This is a genomic window from Streptomyces sp. NPDC021093 (assembly GCF_044333135.1).
Taxonomy (GTDB): domain Bacteria; phylum Actinomycetota; class Actinomycetes; order Streptomycetales; family Streptomycetaceae; genus Streptomyces.
In genome coordinates, this window is sequence record NZ_JBIRQJ010000004.1 from 239,686 (window position 1) to 262,012 (window position 22,327).

19 protein-coding genes and 2 pseudogenes are annotated in these 22,327 nt (G+C 68.0%); 12 read left to right on the top strand and 9 right to left on the bottom strand.

What is annotated here, in order from left to right:
* Positions 1–5: 5 nt before the first annotated feature.
* The 4 genes from sigM to trxA all read left to right on the top strand — a co-directional run bounded on the left by sigM (position 6) and on the right by trxA (position 3,107).
* On the top strand, positions 6–710 hold the full coding sequence (gene sigM, locus ACH4SP_RS13540) for an RNA polymerase sigma factor SigM (protein WP_398414070.1): 705 nt from the start codon (positions 6–8) through the stop codon (positions 708–710).
* Entirely contained in the window at positions 707–1,627 is a 921-nt protein-coding gene (locus tag ACH4SP_RS13545; protein ID WP_398414072.1) for a hypothetical protein, read from the top strand. The genes sigM and ACH4SP_RS13545 overlap by 4 nt, the downstream gene beginning before the upstream one ends.
* A gap of 125 nt (positions 1,628–1,752) precedes the next feature.
* A complete protein-coding gene (gene trxB / locus ACH4SP_RS13550) occupies positions 1,753–2,727 on the top strand; it encodes a thioredoxin-disulfide reductase (protein ID WP_398414074.1) in 975 nt (324 codons plus the stop codon).
* 44 nt (positions 2,728–2,771) lie between these two features.
* Entirely contained in the window at positions 2,772–3,107 is a 336-nt protein-coding gene (gene trxA / locus ACH4SP_RS13555) for a thioredoxin (RefSeq protein WP_398414077.1), read from the top strand.
* A gap of 70 nt (positions 3,108–3,177) precedes the next feature.
* Here the strand turns inward: trxA and ACH4SP_RS13560 are convergent, their stop codons facing one another.
* The 9 genes from ACH4SP_RS13560 to rpmH all read right to left on the bottom strand — a co-directional run bounded on the left by ACH4SP_RS13560 (position 3,178) and on the right by rpmH (position 10,067).
* Positions 3,178–3,795: a GNAT family N-acetyltransferase gene (locus ACH4SP_RS13560; RefSeq protein ID WP_398414080.1), complete on the bottom strand. Its 618-nt coding sequence runs from the start codon at positions 3,793–3,795 to the stop codon at positions 3,178–3,180.
* A 303-nt stretch (positions 3,796–4,098) separates the two neighbouring features.
* On the bottom strand, positions 4,099–5,214 hold the full coding sequence (locus ACH4SP_RS13565) for a ParB/RepB/Spo0J family partition protein (RefSeq protein WP_398414082.1): 1,116 nt from the start codon (positions 5,212–5,214) through the stop codon (positions 4,099–4,101).
* A complete protein-coding gene (locus tag ACH4SP_RS13570; RefSeq protein ID WP_398414085.1) occupies positions 5,211–6,287 on the bottom strand; it encodes a ParA family protein in 1,077 nt (358 codons plus the stop codon). Before ACH4SP_RS13570 ends, ACH4SP_RS13565 begins: the two co-directional genes overlap by 4 nt.
* 251 nt (positions 6,288–6,538) lie before the next feature.
* On the bottom strand, positions 6,539–7,258 hold the full coding sequence (gene rsmG / locus ACH4SP_RS13575; protein WP_398414088.1) for a 16S rRNA (guanine(527)-N(7))-methyltransferase RsmG: 720 nt from the start codon (positions 7,256–7,258) through the stop codon (positions 6,539–6,541).
* 99 nt (positions 7,259–7,357) lie between these two features.
* On the bottom strand, positions 7,358–7,876 hold the full coding sequence (locus tag ACH4SP_RS13580) for a protein jag (protein WP_398414089.1): 519 nt from the start codon (positions 7,874–7,876) through the stop codon (positions 7,358–7,360).
* Between the two features lie 14 nt (positions 7,877–7,890).
* Complete coding sequence (gene yidC, locus ACH4SP_RS13585; RefSeq protein WP_398414090.1) at positions 7,891–9,150, bottom strand: membrane protein insertase YidC; 1,260 nt, start codon at positions 9,148–9,150, stop codon at positions 7,891–7,893.
* 3 nt (positions 9,151–9,153) lie between these two features.
* Positions 9,154–9,513, bottom strand: a complete 360-nt coding sequence (gene yidD, locus ACH4SP_RS13590; RefSeq protein ID WP_398414092.1) for a membrane protein insertion efficiency factor YidD — start codon at positions 9,511–9,513, stop codon at positions 9,154–9,156.
* The gene (rnpA, locus tag ACH4SP_RS13595) at positions 9,510–9,911 is read right to left on the bottom strand and encodes a ribonuclease P protein component (RefSeq protein ID WP_398414093.1); all 402 of its coding nucleotides are present in this window, start codon (positions 9,909–9,911) and stop codon (positions 9,510–9,512) included. The genes yidD and rnpA overlap by 4 nt, the downstream gene beginning before the upstream one ends.
* 18 nt (positions 9,912–9,929) lie before the next feature.
* The gene (gene rpmH, locus ACH4SP_RS13600) at positions 9,930–10,067 is read right to left on the bottom strand and encodes a 50S ribosomal protein L34 (RefSeq protein ID WP_015797593.1); all 138 of its coding nucleotides are present in this window, start codon (positions 10,065–10,067) and stop codon (positions 9,930–9,932) included.
* Between the two features lie 396 nt (positions 10,068–10,463).
* On the opposite strand from rpmH, the pseudogene ACH4SP_RS13605 reads away from it, so the two are divergent.
* The 8 genes and pseudogenes from ACH4SP_RS13605 to gyrA form a co-directional block, all read left to right on the top strand.
* Positions 10,464–10,796: pseudogene (locus ACH4SP_RS13605) on the top strand (chromosomal replication initiator protein DnaA); the annotation flags it as partial.
* An 87-nt stretch (positions 10,797–10,883) separates the two neighbouring features.
* Positions 10,884–12,308, top strand: a pseudogene (dnaA, locus tag ACH4SP_RS13610) (chromosomal replication initiator protein DnaA); the annotation flags it as partial.
* A gap of 931 nt (positions 12,309–13,239) precedes the next feature.
* The gene (dnaN, locus tag ACH4SP_RS13615) at positions 13,240–14,370 is read left to right on the top strand and encodes a DNA polymerase III subunit beta (protein ID WP_398414096.1); all 1,131 of its coding nucleotides are present in this window, start codon (positions 13,240–13,242) and stop codon (positions 14,368–14,370) included.
* Between the two features lie 132 nt (positions 14,371–14,502).
* Positions 14,503–15,384, top strand: coding sequence for a phosphogluconate dehydrogenase (NAD(+)-dependent, decarboxylating) (gene gnd / locus ACH4SP_RS13620; RefSeq protein WP_398414098.1), 882 nt, complete (start codon positions 14,503–14,505; stop codon positions 15,382–15,384).
* A gap of 63 nt (positions 15,385–15,447) precedes the next feature.
* Complete coding sequence (gene recF, locus ACH4SP_RS13625; protein ID WP_398414102.1) at positions 15,448–16,569, top strand: DNA replication/repair protein RecF; 1,122 nt, start codon at positions 15,448–15,450, stop codon at positions 16,567–16,569.
* Between the two features lie 11 nt (positions 16,570–16,580).
* The gene (locus tag ACH4SP_RS13630) at positions 16,581–17,150 is read left to right on the top strand and encodes a DUF721 domain-containing protein (protein ID WP_398415070.1); all 570 of its coding nucleotides are present in this window, start codon (positions 16,581–16,583) and stop codon (positions 17,148–17,150) included.
* 352 nt (positions 17,151–17,502) lie between these two features.
* The gene (gene gyrB, locus ACH4SP_RS13635; RefSeq protein ID WP_398414104.1) at positions 17,503–19,623 is read left to right on the top strand and encodes a DNA topoisomerase (ATP-hydrolyzing) subunit B; all 2,121 of its coding nucleotides are present in this window, start codon (positions 17,503–17,505) and stop codon (positions 19,621–19,623) included.
* A gap of 42 nt (positions 19,624–19,665) precedes the next feature.
* The gene (gene gyrA, locus ACH4SP_RS13640) at positions 19,666–22,281 is read left to right on the top strand and encodes a DNA gyrase subunit A (protein ID WP_398414106.1); all 2,616 of its coding nucleotides are present in this window, start codon (positions 19,666–19,668) and stop codon (positions 22,279–22,281) included.
* The last annotated feature ends 46 nt before the right edge of the window (positions 22,282–22,327 follow it).

Consider the following 22,327-nt stretch of genomic DNA (forward strand, 5'->3'; position numbering starts at 1 on the left):
CACCGTTGGACGACGACACGCTGCGCGATGCCGACGACCAGGATCTCCTGGCCCGGCACGTCAAGGGGGACCCGGACGCCTTCGGCGAGCTCGTACGCCGGCACCGCGACCGGCTGTGGGCGGTTGCCCTGCGCACCCTGGGCGACCGCGAGGAAGCCGCCGACGCCGTCCAGGACGCCCTGGTGTCCGCCTACCGGGCCGCCCACACCTTCCGCGGGCAGTCCGCCGTCACCACCTGGCTGCACCGAATAACGGTGAACGCCTGCCTCGACCGCGCCCGCAAGGCCGCCTCCCGCAAGACCTCGCCCGTGGACGACACCGAGCGCCTGGACCAGCTCCTGGAGCCCCACGAGTCGGCCGAGGCCCCCGCCGAGCGCCAGGACCTGCACCGCGAACTCCTGGCGGCGCTGCGCACCCTGCCCGCCGAACAGCGGGCCGCGCTGGTCCTCGTGGACATGCAGGGATATCCGGTGGCCGAGGCCGCCCGTGTCCTCGACGTACCGACCGGAACCGTGAAAAGCCGCTGCGCACGCGGCCGGGCCAGACTCCTTCCCCTCCTCACTCATCTGCGCACCGGTACCAGGGGTAGCGACGACTCCGGAGGGGGAAGGAACCGGAGGCCGGGGACATCCGTCCCACCGGCAACGGAACCTAGGGACGCAGGGCCGAACGGTCCTGCCGCTGTGAAGGGCGGAGGTGGGCGCACGTGACATCCACGACCGGCACGGCTCAGCACCCGGATGTCGCGGAAATCGCCGACCTCGCGGAGGGACTGCTGTCGCCGTCCCGCACCGAGGACGTACGGCAGCACCTCGACGGCTGCGGTCTCTGCGCCGACGTACAGCTCTCCCTGGAGGAGATCCGCGGACTGCTCGGCACCCTTCCCGGGCCGCAGCGGATGCCCGCGGACATCGCAGGGCGGATCGACGCGGCCCTGGCTGCCGAAGCTCTGCTGAACTCCACGGCATCCGGCGACATGGCGCACGAAGCGGACCAGTCCGTCGACGTTTCACGTGAAACATCGCCCACGCCCGTGCCCCGGACCGCCGACCGCCCGGCTGCCGACCAGAGGCCCGACCGCCCGGCCGGCCGCCCCCGTGCCACGACGGGCCCCGGCCGCCCCGCGTCCCGCAGGCCCCGCCGACGCACCGTGTGGAGCGCGGTCCTGGGCGCCGCCACGCTGGGCCTCGGAGTCCTGCTCGTGCAGTCGTTCCAGTCCGCTCCGAACCAGTCGGGCAAGGACGCCGTGTCCGCCGCCCGGAGCCAGCAGTTCTCCGGCGCCCCGCTCCAGGGCCGAGTACAGACACTGCTGGGCACATCACGGCTGGAGGGCCTGCACACCCCCAAGGAGAAGAACGCCCCGTCGGTCGACATCAAGGAGAGCCCCAACTCCACGAAGCAGTCCCTCGGCATCCCTTCCTGCATCCAGAAGGGCACCGACCGCACGGACACGCCGCTGGCCACCGATCAGGGCACGTACGAAGGAAAGCAGGCGTTCCTCGTGCTGCTGCCGCACGCCTCCGACAGCTCCCTGGTCCAGGCGTACGTCGTCGACGCGGCCTGCGTCGACGCCGCACCCACCGGCAAGGGCGAACTGCTGCTGACGCACGCCTACCCCCGTCCCTGACACACGCGCCCACGCGCTCGTCCGTCTCGGGAATGCCAGGCCCGTAGTATCCGTTGGGTGGGGTGAAAGGTTCAGACCGGGCCCCGGTTGGCAGTAGGCAGTCTGCAGAGACGAGGAAGAAACCCGTGAGCGACGTCCGTAATGTGATCATCATTGGCTCCGGGCCGGCCGGTTACACCGCCGCGCTGTACACCGCGCGTGCTTCGCTGAAGCCGCTGGTGTTCGAGGGCGCCGTCACCGCCGGCGGCGCGCTGATGAACACCACCGAGGTCGAGAACTTCCCCGGCTTCCGGGACGGCATCATGGGCCCGGACCTGATGGACAGCATGCGCGCCCAGGCCGAGCGTTTCGGTGCCGAGCTGATCCCGGACGACATCGTCTCGGTCGACCTCACCGGCGACATCAAGACCGTCACCGACACCGCCGGCACCGTGCACCGTGCCAAGGCCGTGATCATCTCCACCGGTTCGCAGCACCGTAAGCTCGGTCTGCCCCAGGAGGACGCGCTCTCCGGACGCGGCGTCTCCTGGTGCGCCACCTGCGACGGCTTCTTCTTCAAGGACCACGACATCGCCGTGGTCGGCGGCGGCGACACCGCGATGGAAGAGGCCACGTTCCTCTCCCGCTTCGCCAAGTCCGTCACCATCGTGCACCGCCGTGACACCCTGCGCGCCTCCAAGGCGATGCAGGACCGCGCCTTCGCCGACCCGAAGATCAAGTTCGCCTGGGACAGCGAGACCGCGTCCCTGGAGGGCGACCAGAAGCTCTCCGGCCTGACCCTGCGCAACACCAAGACCGGCGAGACCTCCCCGCTCGACGTCACCGGCCTGTTCATCGCCGTCGGACACGACCCGCGCAGCGAGCTCTTCAAGGGCCAGGTCGAACTGGACGACGAGGGCTACGTGAAGGTCGAAGCCCCCTCGACCCGCACCAACCTGACCGGTGTCTTCGCCGCGGGCGACGTCGTCGACCACACCTACCGCCAGGCCATCACGGCGGCCGGCACCGGCTGCTCCGCCGCGCTCGACGCCGAGCGCTACCTCGCTGCGCTCGCCGACAGCGAGAAGGTGGCCGAGCCGGAGAAGACTCCCGCCGCCTGACCCCCGTTCCACCCCCACACCCCAGAGAAGTGAAGGAGGCCGCCGTGGCCGGCGACCTGAAGAACGTGACCGACGACTCCTTCGACGAGATCGTCCTCAAGAGCGACAAGCCTGTCCTCGTCGACTTCTGGGCCGCCTGGTGCGGTCCGTGCCGCCAGATCGCGCCGTCCCTCGAAGCCATCGCGGCCGAGCACGGCGACAAGATCGAGGTCGTCAAGCTCAACATCGACGAGAACCCGGCCACCGCTGCCAAGTACGGCGTCATGTCCATCCCGACGCTGAACGTCTACCAGAACGGCGAGGTCGCCAAGACGATCGTCGGCGCCAAGCCGAAGGCCGCGATCGTCCGCGACCTGGACCCCTTCATCGGCGAGCAGTAGTCCGCCGCTGTTGTTTCACGTGAAACGGTGAGGGCCCACCCCGTGTCGGGGTGGGCCCTCACCGTTTCCGCTACAGCGGCCGGAGCACCGGGTCCTTCTGGACCACACCCAGCAGCTTGTCCAGCGCCAGCTCCACGTCTTCCTTCCAGGAAAGCGCCGTACGCAGCTCAAGCCTCAGCCGAGGATGCGTCGGATGCGGCCGCACCGTCTTGAATCCGACCGCCAGCAGATGATCCGCGGGGAGCAGACAGCCCGGTTCCTTCCAGTGCGCATCGCCAAACGCTTCGATCGCCTTGAAGCCCCGCCGGAGAAGGTCCTTGGCGACCGTCTGCACCATCACCCGCCCGAGCCCCTGCCCCTGGAACCCGGGCACGATCAGAGCCGTCATCAGCTGCGCCGCATCGGGAGACACCGGGCTCGTCGGAAAGGCCGTCGCACGTGCCACATACGCCGGCGGCGCGTACATCACGAAACCCACCGGGACCTCGTCCACATAGACCACCCGGCCGCAGGACCCCCACTCCAGCAGGACGGCCGAAATCCAGGCCTCCTTCTCCAGCTCGGCCCTGCCCGCCCCTACCGCTGCTTCCCCACGGACGGGATCGAGCTCCCAGAAGACGCAGCCGCGGCACCGCTGGGGAAGATCCGCAAGGTTGTCCAGCGTGAGCGGTACGAGCCGACGCCCCATGAAGGCTGTTCCCCACTTTCCTCGCCTGCCGCACCACGAGCGGCGCTCAGTGCGCTCCGCTCCCGGATCAGGCTCCCGACGAACCCGCCGACAGCCCCAAGTCCCAGCCCTGCAGTCACCAGTCGGCCCCGGCTCACCGTTCGCATGGCTCCGCCCTCCCAGAGGTGGATCACAGTGGATGCGCCGTACCACCAAGCATCGTATCCACCGGGCAATCGGACGGATACCGACGACAAGCGAAGGGCGGGGGTGTTCCGGCCATTGCCGCAACACCCCCGCCCTTGAGCACAGTTCGTGGAGGTCTCAGCTCTCCCCGTCCTGCCCGTCCTGCTCGGTGAGGCTCTTCTCCAGGACGCGCCCCTCGCCGGGAGCGAGGGTGCCCAGGATCCGCTCCAGGTCCTCCACCGACGCGAACTCGACGGTGATCTTCCCGCGCTTCTTCCCCAGGTCGACCTTCACCCGCGTCTCGAACCGGTCCGACAGCCGCGACGCCAGATCCGACAGCGCGGGAGCCATCAAGGTGCCCGCCCTCGGCCCCTTCGGCTTCGACTCGCTCTTCGGCTTGGAGTTCATCAGCTTGACGATCTCCTCCGTCGTACGCACCGAGAGGCCTTCGGCCACGATGCGCTTGGCGAGGACGTCCTGCTCGTCGGAGTCGTCCAGCGTCAGCAGGGCCCGTGCATGACCGGCTGACAGCACACCGGCCGCCACCCTCTTCTGCACCGGCGCCGAAAGCCTCAGCAGACGCAGCGTGTTGGAGACCTGCGGGCGCGAACGACCGATCCGGTCGGCAAGCTGATCGTGCGTGCAGCCGAAGTCCTTCAGCAACTGGTCGTACGCGTTGGCTTCTTCCAACGGGTTGAGCTGAGCCCGGTGAAGGTTCTCCAGCAGTGCGTCAAGGAGAAGCTTCTCGTCCTCGGTCGCCCGGACGATCGCGGGAATCCGCTCCAGCCCGGCTTCCTTGCACGCCCGCCAGCGCCGCTCGCCCATGATGAGCTCGTAGCGTTCCGCGCTCGTCTGCCGTACGACGACCGGCTGGAGGAGACCCACCTCCTTGATGGAAGTGACCAGCTCGGCAAGGGCGTCCGTGTCGAACACATCGCGCGGCTGCCGGGGGTTGGGGTTGATCGCCCGGATCGGCACCTCGGCGAAGTACGCACCGGCGGGCGCCTCCATCGGCTCCGCCGCAGCGCGCTCGGGCTCCCGCTCCTGCGACGGCACCGATGTTTCACGTGAAACATCGTCCGACGGCAGCGCGGTCACCTTCGCCGCAGCCACCCCACGCTCGGCCGTCAGCACCCCCGGCCCGGACACCGGCGCTGCCGGAGCCGATTCGGAGGCAGGCGTCTGCCTCTCCTGCGGACCCTGCGGGAACAGCGCGCCGAGCCCGCGTCCCAGTCCTCTAGGTCGATTGCTCATTGGACACCCTCCGCCATGCTGTGCTGATTGTTCTGGTCGACAGCATGGGCGTGCTGCGCCTCGTAGAAGACACCGGCCCCCCGCAGCGCGATCTCCCGCGCCGCTTCGAGATACGACAACGAGCCGCTGGAGCCCGGGTCGTAGGTGAGCACGGTCTGCCCATAGCTGGGAGCCTCCGAGATCCGGACGGACCTCGGGATGCTGGTCTTGAGGACTTCCTTGGCGAAGTGGCTGCGCACTTCCTCCGCCACCTGCGAGGCGAGCCGGGTCCGTCCGTCGTACATGGTCAGCAGGATCGTCGACACATGCAGTTCGGGGTTGAGGTGCCCGCGCACCAGTTCCACGTTCCGCAGCAACTGGCCGAGACCTTCCAGCGCGTAGTACTCGCACTGGATAGGAATCAGCACTTCCTCACCGGCGACCATCGCGTTGACCGTCAGCAGCCCCAGGGACGGCGGGCAGTCGATGAGGACGTAGTCCAGCGGCTGCTCGTACGCCTGGATCGCACGCTGGAGCCTGCTCTCCCGCGCCACCAGGGACACCAGCTCGATCTCGGCACCGGCCAGATCGATGGTGGCCGGTGCACAGAAGAGACCCTCGACGTCCCGGACCGGCTGGACCACGTCCGACAGCGGCTTGCTGTCGATCAGAACGTCGTAGATCGAAGGAACTTCGGCGTGATGGTCGATTCCCAGCGCCGTGGAGGCGTTGCCCTGCGGATCGAGGTCGATCACCAGAACCCGCGCACCGTGCAGGGCGAGCGAGGCAGCGAGGTTGACCGTCGTCGTGGTCTTCCCCACGCCGCCCTTCTGGTTGGCGACCACCATCACACGTGTCTGCTCAGGCCTCGGCAGCCCCTCGCCGGCGCGGCCGAGAGCGTCTACCGCCAGTTGGGCAGCACGACCAATGGGGGTGTCGTCCGGCAGGGACGATGTTTCACGTGAAACATCGTCTCCCGCCGCTTCGGTACGGGGGCCGGGGACCGGATCGGTCATCGGTCCCGCGATGTTGGCGTCGGACCGCAAGGATTCACTCTCCTCGACTTCAGGCTCGTAATGCTCAGAGCCTGTCACGCTTTGGGGGTCATGAACCAGTGAGGCCCGTTCTCCTGTGGAAGAACCCGCCCTTGTGGACAACCCCATGGCCCTTTCGGGTCTCGATTCGTGCGGAGTGGCAGCCGCACGACCCCGGCTGATGATTCCTTGCAGCAGCGAGCGACGTTTCACGTGAAACACGATGCACGGGCGGACTCACCAGGAGACCCCGACACTCCGCGCCGTGTACGTACGGCACCTTGTATGGAGCATCCCGGGACGTCAGCCGTTCAGCGGCGGCGCCGCGCCCTGCCCGTCCGCGCGGCCTTGGCCCGCTTCGCCGCGAACCGCACACCGCCCGGGCTCTCCCCGACCTCGACGCGCACCACCGTGGAGAGCGGATCCACCACTCCCTCGCCGACCTGCAGCACCTCGGTCTTCACCACACCGAGCTTGCTGAGCGCGGCCCGCGCACCCTTGAGCTCCTCCTCTGCGGTGTCGCCCTTGAGCGCGAGCATTTCGCCGTACGAACGCAGCAGCGGAACACCCCAGCCGGCCAGTCGGTCCAGCGGGGCCACCGCGCGCGCGGTCACCACGTGCACGGGCTCCACCTTCCCCATGACCTCCTCGGCACGGCCCCGTACCACCGTGACGTGGTCCAGGCCCAGCAGCTCGACGACCTCCTGAAGGAAGTTCGTACGCCGCAGCAGCGGCTCAAGCAGGGTGATCTTCAGGTCAGGACGTGCCAGCGCGAGCGGGATTCCGGGCAGACCGGCCCCCGACCCCACGTCGCACACAGAGATGTTCTCGGGCACGACCTCCGAGAGCACCGCACAGTTGAGCAGGTGCCGCTCCCACAGACGCGGCACCTCGCGCGGGCCGATCAGCCCACGCGTGACTCCCGCGTCCGCGAGCAGCTCCGCGTACCGAACGGCCTCCGGAAAGAATTCACCGAATACTGCCTTGGCTACTTCCGGGGCCTGGGGAAGCTCCGCTGCTGCCTCCGTCACGGGGACCGTCCTTCCGTACCGCACTGTGGTGGCTGACTATCAGGCTGACAAAGATCGGCCCCGCCTGCGAACAGACGGGGCCGAAAGGCAATGATCCGGTCAGGCCGGAAGCACAACGACGAAGCGCTGAGGCTCCTCGCCCTCGGACTCGCTGCGCAGACCCGCCGCGGCGACCGCGTCATGCACGACCTTGCGCTCGAACGGCGTCATCGGGTCGAGCTTCACCGGAGCGCCCGAGGTCTTGGCCTCGTCCGCCGCCTGGGCCCCGATCTCCGCGAGCTCCTCGCGCTTCTTGGCCCGGAAGCCCGCGATGTCCAGCATCAGCCGGCTGCGGTCACCGGTCTCGCGGTGCACGGCGAGACGGGTCAGCTCCTGAAGCGCTTCGAGCACCTCGCCGTCACGGCCCACGAGCTTCTGCAGGTCACGGCCGCTGGAGTCACTGATGATCGAGACAGCGGCCCGGTCGGCCTCGACGTCCATGTCGATGTCGCCGTCGAGGTCGGCGATGTCCAGCAGACCTTCGAGGTAGTCGGCCGCGATCTCGCCCTCCTGCTCCAGGCGCGACAGCGTGTTGGTGCCCTCGGCGGGCGCGGAGGAAGTGGTGGTGCCGTCCGTCACGGGAGGACTCCTTCTTACTTCTTGGACGGGTGCTTGGGCCGCTGCGGACCCTTGCGCTGCCCGGACTTGGCTTGGCGTGCGGAACCGGCGGGCTTGCCGGCCGTGGGCTTGGCGTCCTGCGCCTCGTCCTTCTTCTCCAGGGAAGTCTTGGAGTCGGAGTCCTCAGAGGCCTTGGCGGCCGTGCCCTGCTGCGCGGTGGCGGACTGACGCTTCGCCTTGGTCTGGCGCTTGGGCTGCTGGCGCTTCGCGAGGGAGGCGCCGCCCTCGGCCTCGGCGACCGCGGTGGTGCTCTTCACGACCGTGCCGTCCGGCTCCGCCGCCAGGCCGGCCTTGGCCAGACCGTTGATGAACTTGCGCTCCACGTCGTTGCGGTCGGGCCCCTTGGCGACGATCACCTTGACGACGTTGCGCTTGCGCCGGGCCTTGACCTCGCCCGTGGCCACCGTGCTCTTCAGCAGACGCTGCAGGTAGGAGTCCTGAGCCTTGCTGCCAGGCGTCGGGTTCTGGTTGATGACGTACATCTGCTGGCCCATGGTCCACACGTTGGTGGTCAGCCAGTAGACGAGCACACCGACGGGGAAGTTGATGCCCATCACCATGAACATCACCGGGAAGATGTACATCATCATCTTCTGCTGCTGCATGAACGGCGTCTTGACCGTGAGGTCGACGTTCTTCGTCATGAGCTGGCGCTGCGTGAAGAACTGCGACGCCGACATCATCACGATCATGATCGCGGTGACGATCTTGACCGAGGTCGCCGAGGCATCGAGGCTGGCGATCTTGTCCGCGCTGTCCATGAACTTCGCGGCTAGCGGTGCACCGAAGATGTGCGCCTGACGGGCGCTCTCCAGCAGCTGGTCGTTGATGACGCCGATCTTCTTGCCGTCGGCGATGCTGGAGAGCACGTGGTACAGGGCGAAGAAGAACGGCGACTGCGCCAGGATGGGAAGGCACGAGGAGAGCGGGTTGGTACCCGTCTCCTTGTACAGCTTCATCATCTCTTCGGACTGACGCTGCTTGTCGCTCTTGTAGCGCTCCTGGATCGCCTTCATCTTCGGCTGGAGCACCTGCATGTTCCGCGTCGACTTGATCTGCTTCACGAAGAGCGGGATCAGGCAGATACGGATCAGCACCACGAGGGACACGATGGAAAGGCCCCAGGCCCACCCCGTGTCCGGGCCGAAGACGGCCCCGTACACCTTGTGGAACTGGACGATGACCCAGGAAACAGGCCAGGTGATGAAGCTGAACAGACTGGCAATCGTGTCCACTAATCAGGCTCCTTGAGCATTGGGCGAGGTCTCTGCGGCCGGGCTCGGGGTGTCGGGGGCCGATCCCCGAGAAGACACGCCAACGGCGGACTTCTCGCCCTTGCTACCGCGCCACGCGTCGCGCAGCGCTTCGTGCCACCGCCGCCGGGTGCGCGGCGGGACATGGTCCACACCACCGGGCGACCACGGGTTGCACCGCAGGATGCGCCAGGCGGTGAGGGCAGTTCCCTTCACCGCACCGTGCCGGTCGATGGACGTGAATCCGTAGTGGGAACACGACGGGTAGTACCTGCAGACCGGCCCGAGCATGGGGCTGATGGTCCACTGGTACAGCTTGATGAGTGCCAGCAGCGGATACTTCATCGCGTGCCTCTCCCCCGACCTTCGGTATGGGGAGCCCCGCCCAGCAGCCGCTGCAGAGCGGCGTCCAGGTCTCGGGCCAGCTGTGCGTGGTCGGCGTCACCCGCTCCGGGCAGCGCCCGTACGACCACCAGGCTACCGGGGGGCAGCTCGGCGATCCTGTCGCGCATGAGGTGGCGCAGTCTCCGCTTCACCGCGTTGCGTACGACAGCGACGCCAACGGCCTTGCTCACGACGAAACCCGCACGCGTCGGGGGAGAGTTCTCCCCTGCCGCGTGCGGGTCCGTTGCACCGCTACTGCGTAGGTGGACGACAAGAAGCGGGCGGCCTGCGCGGCGCCCTCGTCGTACCGCGGTCGCGAAGTCCTCGCGCCGCCTCAGCCGATTCTCGGTAGGCAGCACGTCATGATCCGAACGGGATCAGGCGGACAGTTCGCTGCGGCCCTTGGCACGGCGGTTCGCCAGGATGGCGCGGCCGGCGCGGGTACGCATGCGCAGACGGAAGCCGTGGGTCTTGGCACGACGGCGGTTGTTCGGCTGGAAGGTGCGCTTGCTCACTCGGGGGCTCCAGAAATGAATCGGGGGTGGCGAACACATCGCCTGGCTGTCACCGTGCGCCCACGAGGAAGCTCGCAACGCTCTCAGTGCACCGCTTCACGATCATTGACCATGATCTTTGCCCATCGGAGGCAGGCGGCAGCAGCCATCGACAACTCGACCTGGTTACGGTACGCGCGGCTACGCCATCCGGTCAAACCGGGGCTTCCCGGAGCAGCTCTGTGCACAGCCTGTGGACAACAACTTGAACCGCGTGAGCTGCCACGACTACCGTGGCCAAACCTGGATTCGGGCTTTCGTAAGCATGCGGCTCATCTGTCCGTGCCTGCCCAGCCTGTCCGTCCCGTCCCGTCCCGAGAACCACACCTTCGTGGGACCTGTGAGAGAGCGTGCCCTGTGGCTGACGTACCTGCCGATCTTGCCGCAGTGTGGCCACGCGTGCTGGAGCACCTGCTCGGCGAGGGCCAGCAGGGCTTCGAGGCCAAGGACAGACAGTGGATCGAACGCTGCCAGCCGCTCGCGCTGGTCGCGGACACCGCCCTCCTCGCCGTGCCGAACGAGTACAGCAAGCAGGTCCTGGAGGGCCGGCTCGCCCCGCTCATCAGCGAGGCGCTGAGCCACGAGTGCGGCCGCCCGATCCGCATCGCCATCACTGTGGACGACTCCGTCGGCGAGGCCCCCGCGCCCCAGCCCATGCGGCAGCAGCCCCAGCAGCAGCCCCCGTACCAAGGACAGCAGCAGGGCCAGCAGCACGACGACCCGCAGCAGCGTGACGTACGCGACCACCGCGATGCACGCGACGGCAGGGACGCGCGCGACACGTACGACTCCTACGGGCGCCGCCAGCAGGACGACGGCCTGCCCACCGCCCGCCCCGCCTATCCCGAGTACCGCCAGCAGTCGCGCCCCGCGCCCGGCGCCTGGCCCGGTGAGCAGCAGGACGACCACGGCGGCTGGCAGCAGCCCCGGCTCGGCGGGTTCCAGGAGCGCGACTCCTACTCCCGGCCGCCGCAGCACGACTACCGCTCCCAGCTGCCCGACCGGCAGTCCTACGACCAGCAGTCGCAGTACGACCACCAGCGCCAGGAACGCTCCGAGCGCCAGGACCAGGGCCCGCGCCACGGCGGCGGCCAGAACCTGCCGGCCGCCAGCGGTGCGCCGGGACCGCTCGCCGCGCAGCCCGCGCCGGCGCCGGGACCCGGTGAGCCGCAGGCGCGACTGAACCCGAAGTACCTCTTCGACACCTTCGTCATCGGCTCGTCGAACCGGTTCGCGCACGCGGCCGCGGTCGCCGTCGCCGAAGCGCCCGCGAAGGCGTACAACCCCCTCTTCATCTACGGGGAGTCCGGGCTCGGCAAGACGCACCTGCTGCACGCGATCGGCCACTACGCCCGCAGCCTCTACCCCGGCACGCGCGTGCGGTACGTGAGCTCGGAGGAGTTCACCAACGAGTTCATCAACTCGATCCGCGACGGCAAGGGCGACGCCTTCCGCAAGCGCTACCGCGACGTGGACATCCTGCTCGTCGACGACATCCAGTTCCTCGCGAGCAAGGAGTCGACGCAGGAGGAGTTCTTCCACACCTTCAATACGCTGCACAACGCGAACAAGCAGATCGTGCTGTCCTCCGACCGGCCGCCCAAGCAGCTGGTCACGCTGGAGGACCGACTGCGCAACCGCTTCGAGTGGGGTCTGACCACCGACGTACAGCCGCCGGAGCTGGAGACGCGGATCGCGATCCTCCGCAAGAAGGCCGTGCAGGAGCAGCTCAACGCTCCGCCGGAGGTACTGGAGTTCATCGCCTCCCGCATCTCGCGCAACATCCGCGAGCTGGAGGGGGCGCTGATCCGGGTCACGGCCTTCGCGAGCCTGAACCGGCAGCCGGTGGACCTCGGTCTCACCGAGCAGGTGCTGAAGGACCTCATCCCCGGTGGCGAGGACGCCTCGCCCGAGATCACCGCGCCGGCCATCATGTCGGCCACCGCGGACTACTTCGGTCTGACGGTGGACGACCTGTGCGGATCGTCGCGCAGCCGCGTGCTGGTGACGGCCCGGCAGATCGCGATGTACCTGTGCCGCGAGCTCACGGACCTCTCGCTGCCGAAGATCGGCGCGCAGTTCGGCGGCCGCGACCATACGACGGTGATGCACGCGGACCGCAAGATCCGGGCCCTGATGGCCGAACGCCGCTCCATCTACAACCAGGTCACCGAGCTCACCAACCGCATCAAGAACGGCTGAAAGAGCCGGTCTTACGTCCGCCGCTACGTCTGCGAGGGCGCCGGGAGAAGCATTCTCCCGGCGCCCTTTTCTTCGTCCCGACGTCGTCCCGGCGTCGTTTCGAGGCCTCCTGGGCCTCGTCCGGAGCGTTGTCCCGGGGCTGTTGATACCCGCTCGAGACCCCTCGCTGTTCGAATTCGGCCCCGCGGGCTGGAGTTCTCCACAGATCCTGGGACGATGTTCCGTCCACACCCTGGGGACTGTGAAGTTGTCCCGATTATGTCCACAGGGGCGGTTGCTGAGACTTCATCACACCAGGTCAGGTGCTTGTGGAATTGTGGCAAACCTTGGTCCACAGCCTGTGGACAAGATTTTCTTCCACAGGGGTCCGGCCGAGTTGTCCACGGGCGGCCCACAGGCTCCGGGCTCTTGTCCCCAGCTTCTCCACACGGCTGTCCACTGTTCGGCAACGCAACACCCCCTCTCACCGGGTCGAGTGAAAGGCGTCACACCAAGGGGGTCGGTTGGGCTGTGGGGAAGGTGGGTAAAGCTGGGGACACAGCTGTGGGGAAGTCACCCCTGCCTGTGCATCGGGTGTGCAGAACTTTTCGCCGTCCACAGAAACGGCAGGTTGTCCACGGGTTCCGCCCACAGGCGCGGTGGACAAAAAAGTGGGTCTGAGCTGCGAAAACGGGGTTATCCACGGTTTCCACAGGCCCTACTACTACTCCCACTAAGAGTTAGCCCAGAATCCGCATCGAAGAAGGCCCTGTGCACAACTCGGCCCGGATGTTCCTGACGGCTCTCGCCACGACTTGACCGGCAGCCGCACCGACTGTCGGTGGCGTGCGTCAGACTGGTCCCCGGTGAACTTCCCCGGCCGATGCCGGGAGACACCGGTCAGACGAAGAAAGCCAGCAGGGCGAGCCAGCAACAGCAGGAGGCGGTTCCGGTGAAGATCCGGGTGGAGCGCGATGTACTCGCGGAGGCGGTGGCCTGGACGGCCCGCAGCCTCCCGGCCCGTCCGCCGGTGCCCGTCCTCGCGGGCCTTCTGCTGAAGGCCGAGGAGGGCGCGCTGAGCCTCTCCGGCTTCGACTACGAGGTGTCGGCCCGTGTGTCGGTCGACGCCGAGGTCGAGGAGGACGGCACGGTCCTGGTGTCCGGCCGACTGCTCGCCGACATCTGCCGGGCACTCCCCAACCGGCCGGTGGAGATTTCCACAGACGGTGTACGGGCGACCGTGGTCTGCGGATCCTCGCGATTCACACTCCACACCCTCCCTGTGGAGGAGTACCCGGCGCTGCCGCAGATGCCGACCGCCACGGGCACCGTCCCCGGTGAGGTCTTCGCATCCGCCGCCGCCCAGGTCGCCATCGCTGCCGGCCGTGACGACACGCTGCCGGTGCTGACCGGTGTGCGCATCGAGATCGAGGGCGAGACGGTCACGCTGGCGTCGACCGACCGCTACCGCTTCGCGGTCCGCGAATTCCTGTGGAAGCCGGAGGACCCGGACGCGTCCGCGGTCGCCCTGGTGCCCGCCAAGACGCTCCTGGACACCGCCAAGTCGCTGACCAGCGGTGACACGGTGACGATCGCGCTGTCCGGCTCGGGCGCCGGTGAGGGCCTGATCGGTTTCGAGGGCGCGGGCCGCCGTACGACGACGCGTCTGCTCGAAGGCGACCTGCCGAAGTACCGGACGCTCTTCCCGACGGAGTTCAACTCGGTCGCCGTCATCGAGACCGCCCCGTTCGTCGAGGCCGTCAAGCGTGTGGCGCTGGTCGCCGAGCGGAACACTCCGGTCCGGCTGACCTTCGAGCAGGGCGTGCTGATCCTCGAAGCGGGTTCCAGCGACGATGCACAGGCTGTGGAGCGTGTCGACGCCAACCTCGACGGCGACGACATCTCGATCGCCTTCAACCCGACGTTCCTGCTGGACGGCCTGAGCGCGATCGACTCCCCGGTCGCACAGCTGTCCTTCACGACCTCCACCAAGCCGGCGCTGCTCAGCGGCCGCCCGGCCGTGGACGCCGAGGCGGACGACGCGTACAAGTACCTGATCATGCCGGTGCGGCTCTCGGGCTGATCCCACTGGACTGCGGTGGAGGCCCGGGGCCCAGGTGGCGCCGGGCCTCACGTGCCCCTCGGGCCATCCGCACATGCCGGGCGTAGGCTCGGACCTTGGGTACGAATCGCCTCGAAGGTTAAGGAATCTCTGATGGAGCTCGGTCTCGTCGGCCTCGGCAAGATGGGCGGCAACATGCGCGAGCGCATCCGCCGCGCAGGTCACACCGTCATCGGTTACGACCGCAACGCGGACGTCGCGGATGTCCACAGCCTGGAAGAGCTTGTGGGCAAGCTCAAGGGGCCGCGCGTGGTCTGGGTCATGGTCCCGGCCGGTGACGCCACGCAGTCCACGATCGACGCGCTGGGCGAGCTGCTCTCCCCCGGCGACGTGGTCGTCGACGGCGGGAACTCGCGCTGGACGGACGACGAGAAGCACGCAGAGGAGCTGAAGGCCAAGGGCATCGGCTTCGTCGACTGCGGCGTCTCCGGCGGTGTCTGGGGCCTGGAGAACGGCTACGCGCTGATGTACGGCGGCGACGCCGACGACGTGGCGAAGGTGCAGCCGGTCTTCGACGCGCTCAAGCCCGAGGGCGAGTTCGGCTCGGTCCACGCGGGCAAGGTCGGCGCCGGCCACTTCGCGAAGATGGTCCACAACGGCATCGAGTACGCCATGATGCAGGCGTACGCCGAGGGCTGGGAGCTCCTGGAGAAGGTCGACTCCGTCACGGACGTGCGCGAGGTCTTCCGCTCCTGGCAGGAGGGCACGGTCATCCGTTCCTGGCTGCTGGACCTGGCGGTCAACGCCCTGGACGACGACGAGCACCTTGAGGGCCTGCGCGGATTCGCCGCCGACTCGGGCGAGGGCCGCTGGACCGTCGAGGCCGCCATCGACAACGCCGTGCCGCTGCCCGCGATCACGGCCTCCCTGTTCGCGCGTTTCGCGTCGCGTCAGGACGACTCCCCGCAGATGAAGATGATCGCCGCGCTGCGCAACCAGTTCGGCGGCCACGCGGTCGAGTCGAACAAGAAGTAGGCACAGCAGAAGTAGCCCCGCAGGGGCAGCGAGGCACAGTCGGGGGAAGGTCGGCGCACCACCATGCACGTCACGCATCTGTCGCTGGCCGACTTCCGCTCGTACGCCCGGGTCGAGGTTCCGCTCGACCCGGGCGTCACCGCGTTCGTGGGGGCGAACGGACAGGGCAAGACGAATCTCGTCGAGGCGGTCGGCTATCTCGCGTCCCTCGGCAGCCACCGGGTGTCCTCGGACGCTCCGCTGGTTCGGATGGGCGCCGAGCGGGCGGTGATCCGGGCGGCCGTCACACAGGGCGAGCGGTCCCAGCTGGTCGAGCTCGAACTCAATCCGGGCCGCGCCAACCGTGCCCGAATCAACAGGTCGTCGCAGGTCAGGCCGCGTGACGTGCTCGGCATCGTACGAACCGTCCTGTTCGCGCCCGAGGACCTCGCCCTGGTGAAGGGTGACCCCGGTGAGCGCCGGAAGTTCCTGGACGAGCTGATCACGGCGCGCTCGCCGCGCATGGCCGGGGTGCGGTCGGACTACGACCGCGTGCTCAAGCAGCGCAACACCCTCCTCAAGTCCGCGGCGATGGCACGGCGGCACGGCGGCCGGTCGATGGACATGTCCACCATCGACGTGTGGGACCAGCATTTGGCGCAGGTCGGTGCGGAGCTGCTCGCGCAGCGGCTTGACCTGATCGCGACGCTTCAGCCGCTGGCCGACAAGGCGTACGAGCAACTCGCGCCCGGTGGCGGTCCGGTGGCGCTGGAGTACCGCAGCTCGGCGCCGGGTGAGGCGCTGTCGCGCGAGGACCTGTACGGGCAGCTGATGGAGGCGCTCGCCGGGGCGCGCAAGCAGGAGATCGAGCGGGGCGTGACACTGGTCGGCCCGCACCGGGACGAACTGCTGCTGAAGCTGGGCCAGTTGCCCGCGAAGGGCTATGCGAGCCACGGGGAGTCCTGGTCGTACGCGCTGGCGCTGCGGCTGGCTTCGTACGATCTGCTGCGCGCGGAGGGCAACGAGCCGGTGCTGGTCCTCGACGACGTGTTCGCCGAGCTGGACGCACGCCGCCGGGAGCGGCTGGCGGAGCTGGTGGCCCCGGGTGAGCAGGTGCTGGTGACGGCGGCGGTGGACGACGACGTTCCGGGAGTGCTGGCAGGGGCTCGTTACGCGGTCGCCGACGGTGCGGTGGCCCGGCTGTGAGCGGCAAGGACGTGAGCGGCAGGGACAGGAGCGGGTCCGCCGCGCCGGAACCGAAGTCCGGTTCGGGCCCGGGGGCGCCGGAGTCATCGGGCGTGGATCTGGCCCGTCAGGCGCTGGCCGCGGCGAAGGAGCAGGCCCGCGCGCGAGGTGCGGCGGCGCAGCAGAAGAAGACGGTGCGCCGGGGCGGCAGTCTGCGGTCGGGGTCGGGAGTGGACGGCCGCGACCCGCTGAAGCTGGGTGCGGCGCTGGACCGGCTGAAGACCGAGCGGGGCTGGGAGATGCCGATCGCGGTCAGCGGGGTGATGGGGCGCTGGAAGGACATCGTCGGGCCGGACGTCGCCCAGCATTCGGAGCCGCTGAAGTACGACGAGGACGAGCGGGTCCTGGTGGTGCGGTGCGATTCGACGGCGTGGGCGACCCAGCTGAAGTGGATGATTCCGGACCTGCTGCGGCGGCTCAACGGCGAGCTCGGCCGGGACACCGTACGGCTGATCAAACTGCAGGGGCCGAATGCTCCGCAGCGCCGGTACGGCCCGCTCCGGGCGCCGGGGAGTACCGGTCCCGGCGATACGTACGGGTAGGGCTGGTCCGTCCATGTTTCACGTGAAACATGACGAGGATGTTTCACGTGAAACCGAGCGGTGGGAGTGAGGCGTCCCTCACCGTAGCGGGAGGTTGACAGCTCGAAGCGCTGGATGCCGGTGTGAGCCGCCTGGAGCCCCTCCCCGGATATGGGGAGTAGGTCGGCCCCGGTTCGGGGCGGCACATGCGGACTCAGGTACCGGCAAACCCCCATTCATGTCCGCGCTACCGGTAGACTGATGAGTAGTCCTCGCTTGTTTCGCGGGGTACGTCGACTCACACAGAACGACGCAGCCGCTCCTGCCTGCCTGGGGATGGGGATTCCCCCAGCCGACGGCAGGGGATGGGCCTGTGCTGTGCCAGAAAGGGCGCTTCGTGGCCGATTCCGGCAACCCCAACGAGATCAGTCCGTCCACTGCCGGCGAGGACGGCGAGGGCACCTCCACCGAGGCAGTGTCTTCCGCTGCCGTTTCCTCCGGAGGCACCAACTCCGAGGTCACCGCGTCGTACGACGCCAGTGCGATCACAGTCCTGGAAGGCCTGGACGCGGTCCGCAAGCGACCCGGCATGTACATCGGCTCGACCGGTGAGCGTGGCCTGCACCACATGGTGCAGGAGGTCGTCGACAACTCCGTCGACGAGGCCCTGGCCGGGCACGCGGACTCCATCGACGTCACGATCCTGGCCGACGGCGCCGTGCGCGTCATCGACAACGGCCGAGGCATCCCGGTGGGCATCCACCCCGTCGAGAAGAAGCCGGCCGTCGAGGTCGTGCTCACCGTGCTGCACGCGGGCGGCAAGTTCGGCGGCGGCGGCTACGCGGTCTCCGGTGGTCTGCACGGCGTCGGCGTCTCCGTGGTGAACGCGCTGTCGTACAAGCTGGCCGTGGAGATCCGTACGGACGGCTACCGCTGGACGCAGGAGTACAAGGCGGGCGCCCCGACCGCGCCGCTGGAGCGGCACGAGGCCACCGAGGAGACCGGCACCTCGGTCACGTTCTGGGCCGACCCCGACATCTTCGAGACCACCGAGTACTCCTTCGAGACGCTGTCGCGGCGTTTCCAGGAGATGGCGTTCCTGAACAAGGGACTGACCATCAAGCTCACGGACGAGCGGGAGTCCGCGAAGGCCGTCGCCGGTGCGGACACCCCCGAGACCGCCGACGACGAGCAGGTGCGTACGGTCACGTACCACTACGAGGGCGGCATCGTCGACTTCGTGAAGTACCTGAACTCGCGCAAGGGCGAGCTCATCCACCCGACCGTCATCGACGTCGAGGCCGAGGACAAGGAGCGGATGCTCTCGGTCGAGATCGCGATGCAGTGGAACTCGCAGTACAGCGAGGGCGTGTACTCGTTCGCGAACACGATCCACACGCACGAGGGCGGAACGCACGAAGAGGGTTTCCGTGCGGCGATGACGGGTCTGGTGAACCGGTACGCCCGCGAGAAGAAGTTCCTGCGCGAGAAGGACGACAACCTCGCCGGTGAGGACATCCGCGAGGGTCTGACCGCGATCATCTCGGTGAAGCTGGGCGAGCCGCAGTTCGAGGGCCAGACCAAGACCAAGCTGGGCAACACGGAGGCCAAGACCTTCGTGCAGAAGGTCGTGCACGAGCACCTCAACGACTGGTTCGACCGCAATCCGAACGAGGCCGCGGACATCATCCGCAAGGCGATCCAGGCCGCCACGGCCCGTGTCGCCGCCCGCAAGGCGCGCGACCTGACCCGCCGCAAGGGCCTGCTGGAGTCGGCGTCGCTGCCGGGCAAGCTCAGCGACTGCCAGTCCAACGACCCGACGAAGTGCGAGATCTTCATCGTCGAGGGTGACTCCGCCGGCGGTTCGGCGAAGTCCGGCCGCAACCCGATGTACCAGGCCATCCTGCCGATCCGCGGCAAGATCCTGAACGTCGAGAAGGCGCGCATCGACAAGATCCTCCAGAACACCGAGGTCCAGGCGCTGATCAGCGCCTTCGGCACCGGTGTGCACGAGGACTTCGACATCGAGAAGCTCCGCTATCACAAGATCATCCTGATGGCGGACGCCGACGTCGACGGTCAGCACATCAACACGCTGCTCCTGACGTTCCTGTTCCGCTTCATGCGGCCGCTGGTCGAGGCGGGTCACGTGTACCTGTCGCGTCCGCCGCTGTACAAGCTCAAGTGGAGCCGCGACAACGTCGAGTACGCCTACTCCGACCGTGAGCGCGACGCGCTCCGCGAGGCGGGTGAGCAGCAGGGCAAGCGCATCAAGGAGGGCGACCTCCAGCGCTTCAAGGGTCTCGGTGAGATGGACGCCGAGGAGCTGCGCATCACCACGATGGACGTCGACCACCGTGTGCTCGGCCAGGTCACCCTGGACGACGCGGCCCAGGCCGACGACCTGTTCTCGGTGCTGATGGGCGAGGACGTCGAGGCGCGGCGCTCGTTCATCCAGCGCAACGCCAAGGACGTTCGCTTCCTCGACATCTGAGTCGGTCCGTCGCTGACCGCTTCGAAAGGATTTTGACCAGCAATGGCCGACGAGAACACCCCTGTCACCCCTGCTCCCGAGGATCAGACCGTACGGATCGAGCCCGTCGGGCTTGAGACGGAGATGCAGCGCTCGTACCTCGACTACGCGATGTCCGTCATCGTGGCGCGTGCACTCCCGGACGTACGGGACGGGCTGAAGCCCGTGCACCGCCGTGTCCTGTACGCGATGTACGACGGCGGCTACCGGCCCGAGAAGGGCTTCTACAAGTGCGCCCGCGTCGTCGGTGACGTCATGGGTACGTACCACCCGCACGGTGACTCCTCGATCTACGACGCGCTCGTACGTCTGGCGCAGCCGTGGTCGATGCGGATGCCGCTGGTGGCCTCCAACGGCAACTTCGGCTCCCCGGGCAACGACCCGGCGGCAGCCATGCGCTACACCGAGTGCAAGATGGCGAACCTCTCCATGGAGATGGTCCGCGACATCGACGAGGAGACCGTCGACTTCACGGCCAACTACGACGGCCGTAACCAGGAGCCGACGGTTCTGCCGGCCCGCTTCCCGAACCTGCTGGTCAACGGCTCGGCGGGCATCGCGGTCGGTATGGCGACGAACATTCCGCCGCACAACCTGCGCGAGGTCGCCGCCGGTGCCCAGTGGTGCCTGGAGAACCCGGAGGCCTCGCAGGAGGAGCTCCTGGACGCCCTGATGGAGCGCATCAAGGGCCCCGACTTCCCGACCGGCGCCCTCGTGGTGGGCCGCAAGGGCATCGAGGAGGCGTACCGGACGGGCCGCGGCTCGATCACGATGCGCGCCGTGGTGGCGGTCGAGGAGATCCAGAACCGGCAGTGCCTGGTCGTCACGGAGCTTCCGTACCAGACCAACCCGGACAACCTGGCGCAGAAGATCGCCGACCTGGTGAAGGACGGCAAGGTCGGCGGCATCGCCGACGTCCGTGACGAGACCTCGTCGCGCACCGGTCAGCGCCTGGTCGTCGTGCTCAAGCGCGACGCGGTCGCCAAGGTCGTGCTGAACAACCTGTACAAGCACACCGACCTGCAGTCGAACTTCGGCGCGAACATGCTGGCGCTGGTCGACGGGGTGCCGCGCACGCTGTCGCTGGACGCGTTCATCCGGCACTGGGTGACGCACCAGATCGAGGTCATCGTCCGCCGTACGAAGTTCCGCCTGCGCAAGGCGGAGGAGCGGGCGCACATCCTGCGCGGTCTGCTCAAGGCGCTCGACTCGATCGACGAGGTCATCGCGCTGATCCGCCGCTCGAACACGGTCGAGATCGCCCGTGAGGGCCTGATGGGCCTGCTGTCGATCGACGAGATCCAGGCGAACGCGATCCTGGAGATGCAGCTGCGCCGCCTGGCCGCTCTGGAGCGACAGAAGATCGTGGCGGAGCACGACGAGCTCCAGGCCAAGATCAACGAGTACAACGCGATCCTGGCCTCGCCGGAGCGCCAGCGCGCGATCGTCAGCGAGGAACTGGCCGTCATCGTCGACAAGTTCGGCGACGACCGGCGCTCCCAGCTGGTGCCCTTCGACGGCGACATGTCCATGGAGGACCTGATCGCCGAGGAGGACATCGTCGTCACCATCACCAACGGTGGCTACGTGAAGCGCACGAAGACCGAGGACTACCGGTCGCAGAAGCGTGGCGGCAAGGGCGTCCGGGGCACGAAGCTGAAGCAGGACGACATCGTCGACCACTTCTTCGTGTCGACGACGCACCACTGGCTGCTGTTCTTCACGAACAAGGGCCGGGTGTACCGGGCGAAGGCGTACGAGCTGCCCGACGCCGGCCGGGACGCGCGCGGTCAGCACGTGGCGAACCTCCTCGCGTTCCAGCCGGACGAGAAGATCGCGCAGATCCTGGCGATCCGGGACTACGACGCGGCGCCGTACCTGATCCTGGCCACCAAGGGCGGCCTGGTGAAGAAGACGTCGCTGAAGGACTACGACTCGCCCCGTTCGGGTGGCGTCATCGCGATCAACCTGCGGGAGACCCCCGACGGCAGCGACGACGAGCTGATCGGCGCGGAGCTGGTGTCGGCCGAGGACGATCTGCTGCTGGTCAGCAGGAAGGCCCAGTCGATCCGGTTCACGGCGACGGACGACGCACTGCGTCCGATGGGCCGTGCCACGTCCGGTGTGAAGGGCATGAGTTTCCGCGAGGGCGACGAACTGCTCTCGATGAATGTGGTCAGGGCCGGTACGTTCGTCTTCACCGCAACCGACGGCGGGTACGCCAAGCGCACGCCCGTCGACGAGTACCGCGTCCAGGGCCGTGGCGGCCTGGGTATCAAGGCCGCCAAGATCGTGGAGGACCGGGGTTCGCTCGTCGGTGCGCTGGTGGTGGAGGAGACGGACGAGATCCTCGCCATCACGCTCGGCGGTGGTGTGATTCGTACGCGAGTCAGCGAAGTCAGGGAGACGGGCCGTGACACCATGGGCGTCCAACTGATCAACCTGGGCAAGCGGGATGCCGTCGTCGGCATCGCCCGCAATGCCGAGGCCGGCCGTGAGGCCGAAGAGGTCGACGGAATCGAAGGTTCCGAGGCCGATGCGGACGGTGCGGTCACTGCCACGGCCGCTGCCGAAGTCGTCGAGGGCGCCGAGCCCTCGGCAGGGGAGCACGAGGAGTAGGTCGTGAGTGGAGCCACGGGCACCGGAGGAATCGCTTCCGGGGCTG

Excerpts from the sequence above, each read along its gene's own strand:
- ACH4SP_RS13560 (WP_398414080.1), bottom strand. The coding sequence starts at position 3,795 with ATGGGGCGTCGGCTCGTACCGCTCACGCTGGACAACCTTGCGGATCTT.
- ACH4SP_RS13565 (WP_398414082.1), bottom strand. The coding sequence starts at position 5,214 with ATGAGCAATCGACCTAGAGGACTGGGACGCGGGCTCGGCGCGCTGTTC.
- yidD (WP_398414092.1), bottom strand. The coding sequence starts at position 9,513 with ATGAAGTATCCGCTGCTGGCACTCATCAAGCTGTACCAGTGGACCATC.
- gnd (WP_398414098.1), top strand. The coding sequence starts at position 14,503 with ATGGAGCTCGGTCTCGTCGGCCTCGGCAAGATGGGCGGCAACATGCGC.
- recF (WP_398414102.1), top strand. The coding sequence starts at position 15,448 with ATGCACGTCACGCATCTGTCGCTGGCCGACTTCCGCTCGTACGCCCGG.
- gyrA (WP_398414106.1), top strand. The coding sequence starts at position 19,666 with ATGGCCGACGAGAACACCCCTGTCACCCCTGCTCCCGAGGATCAGACC.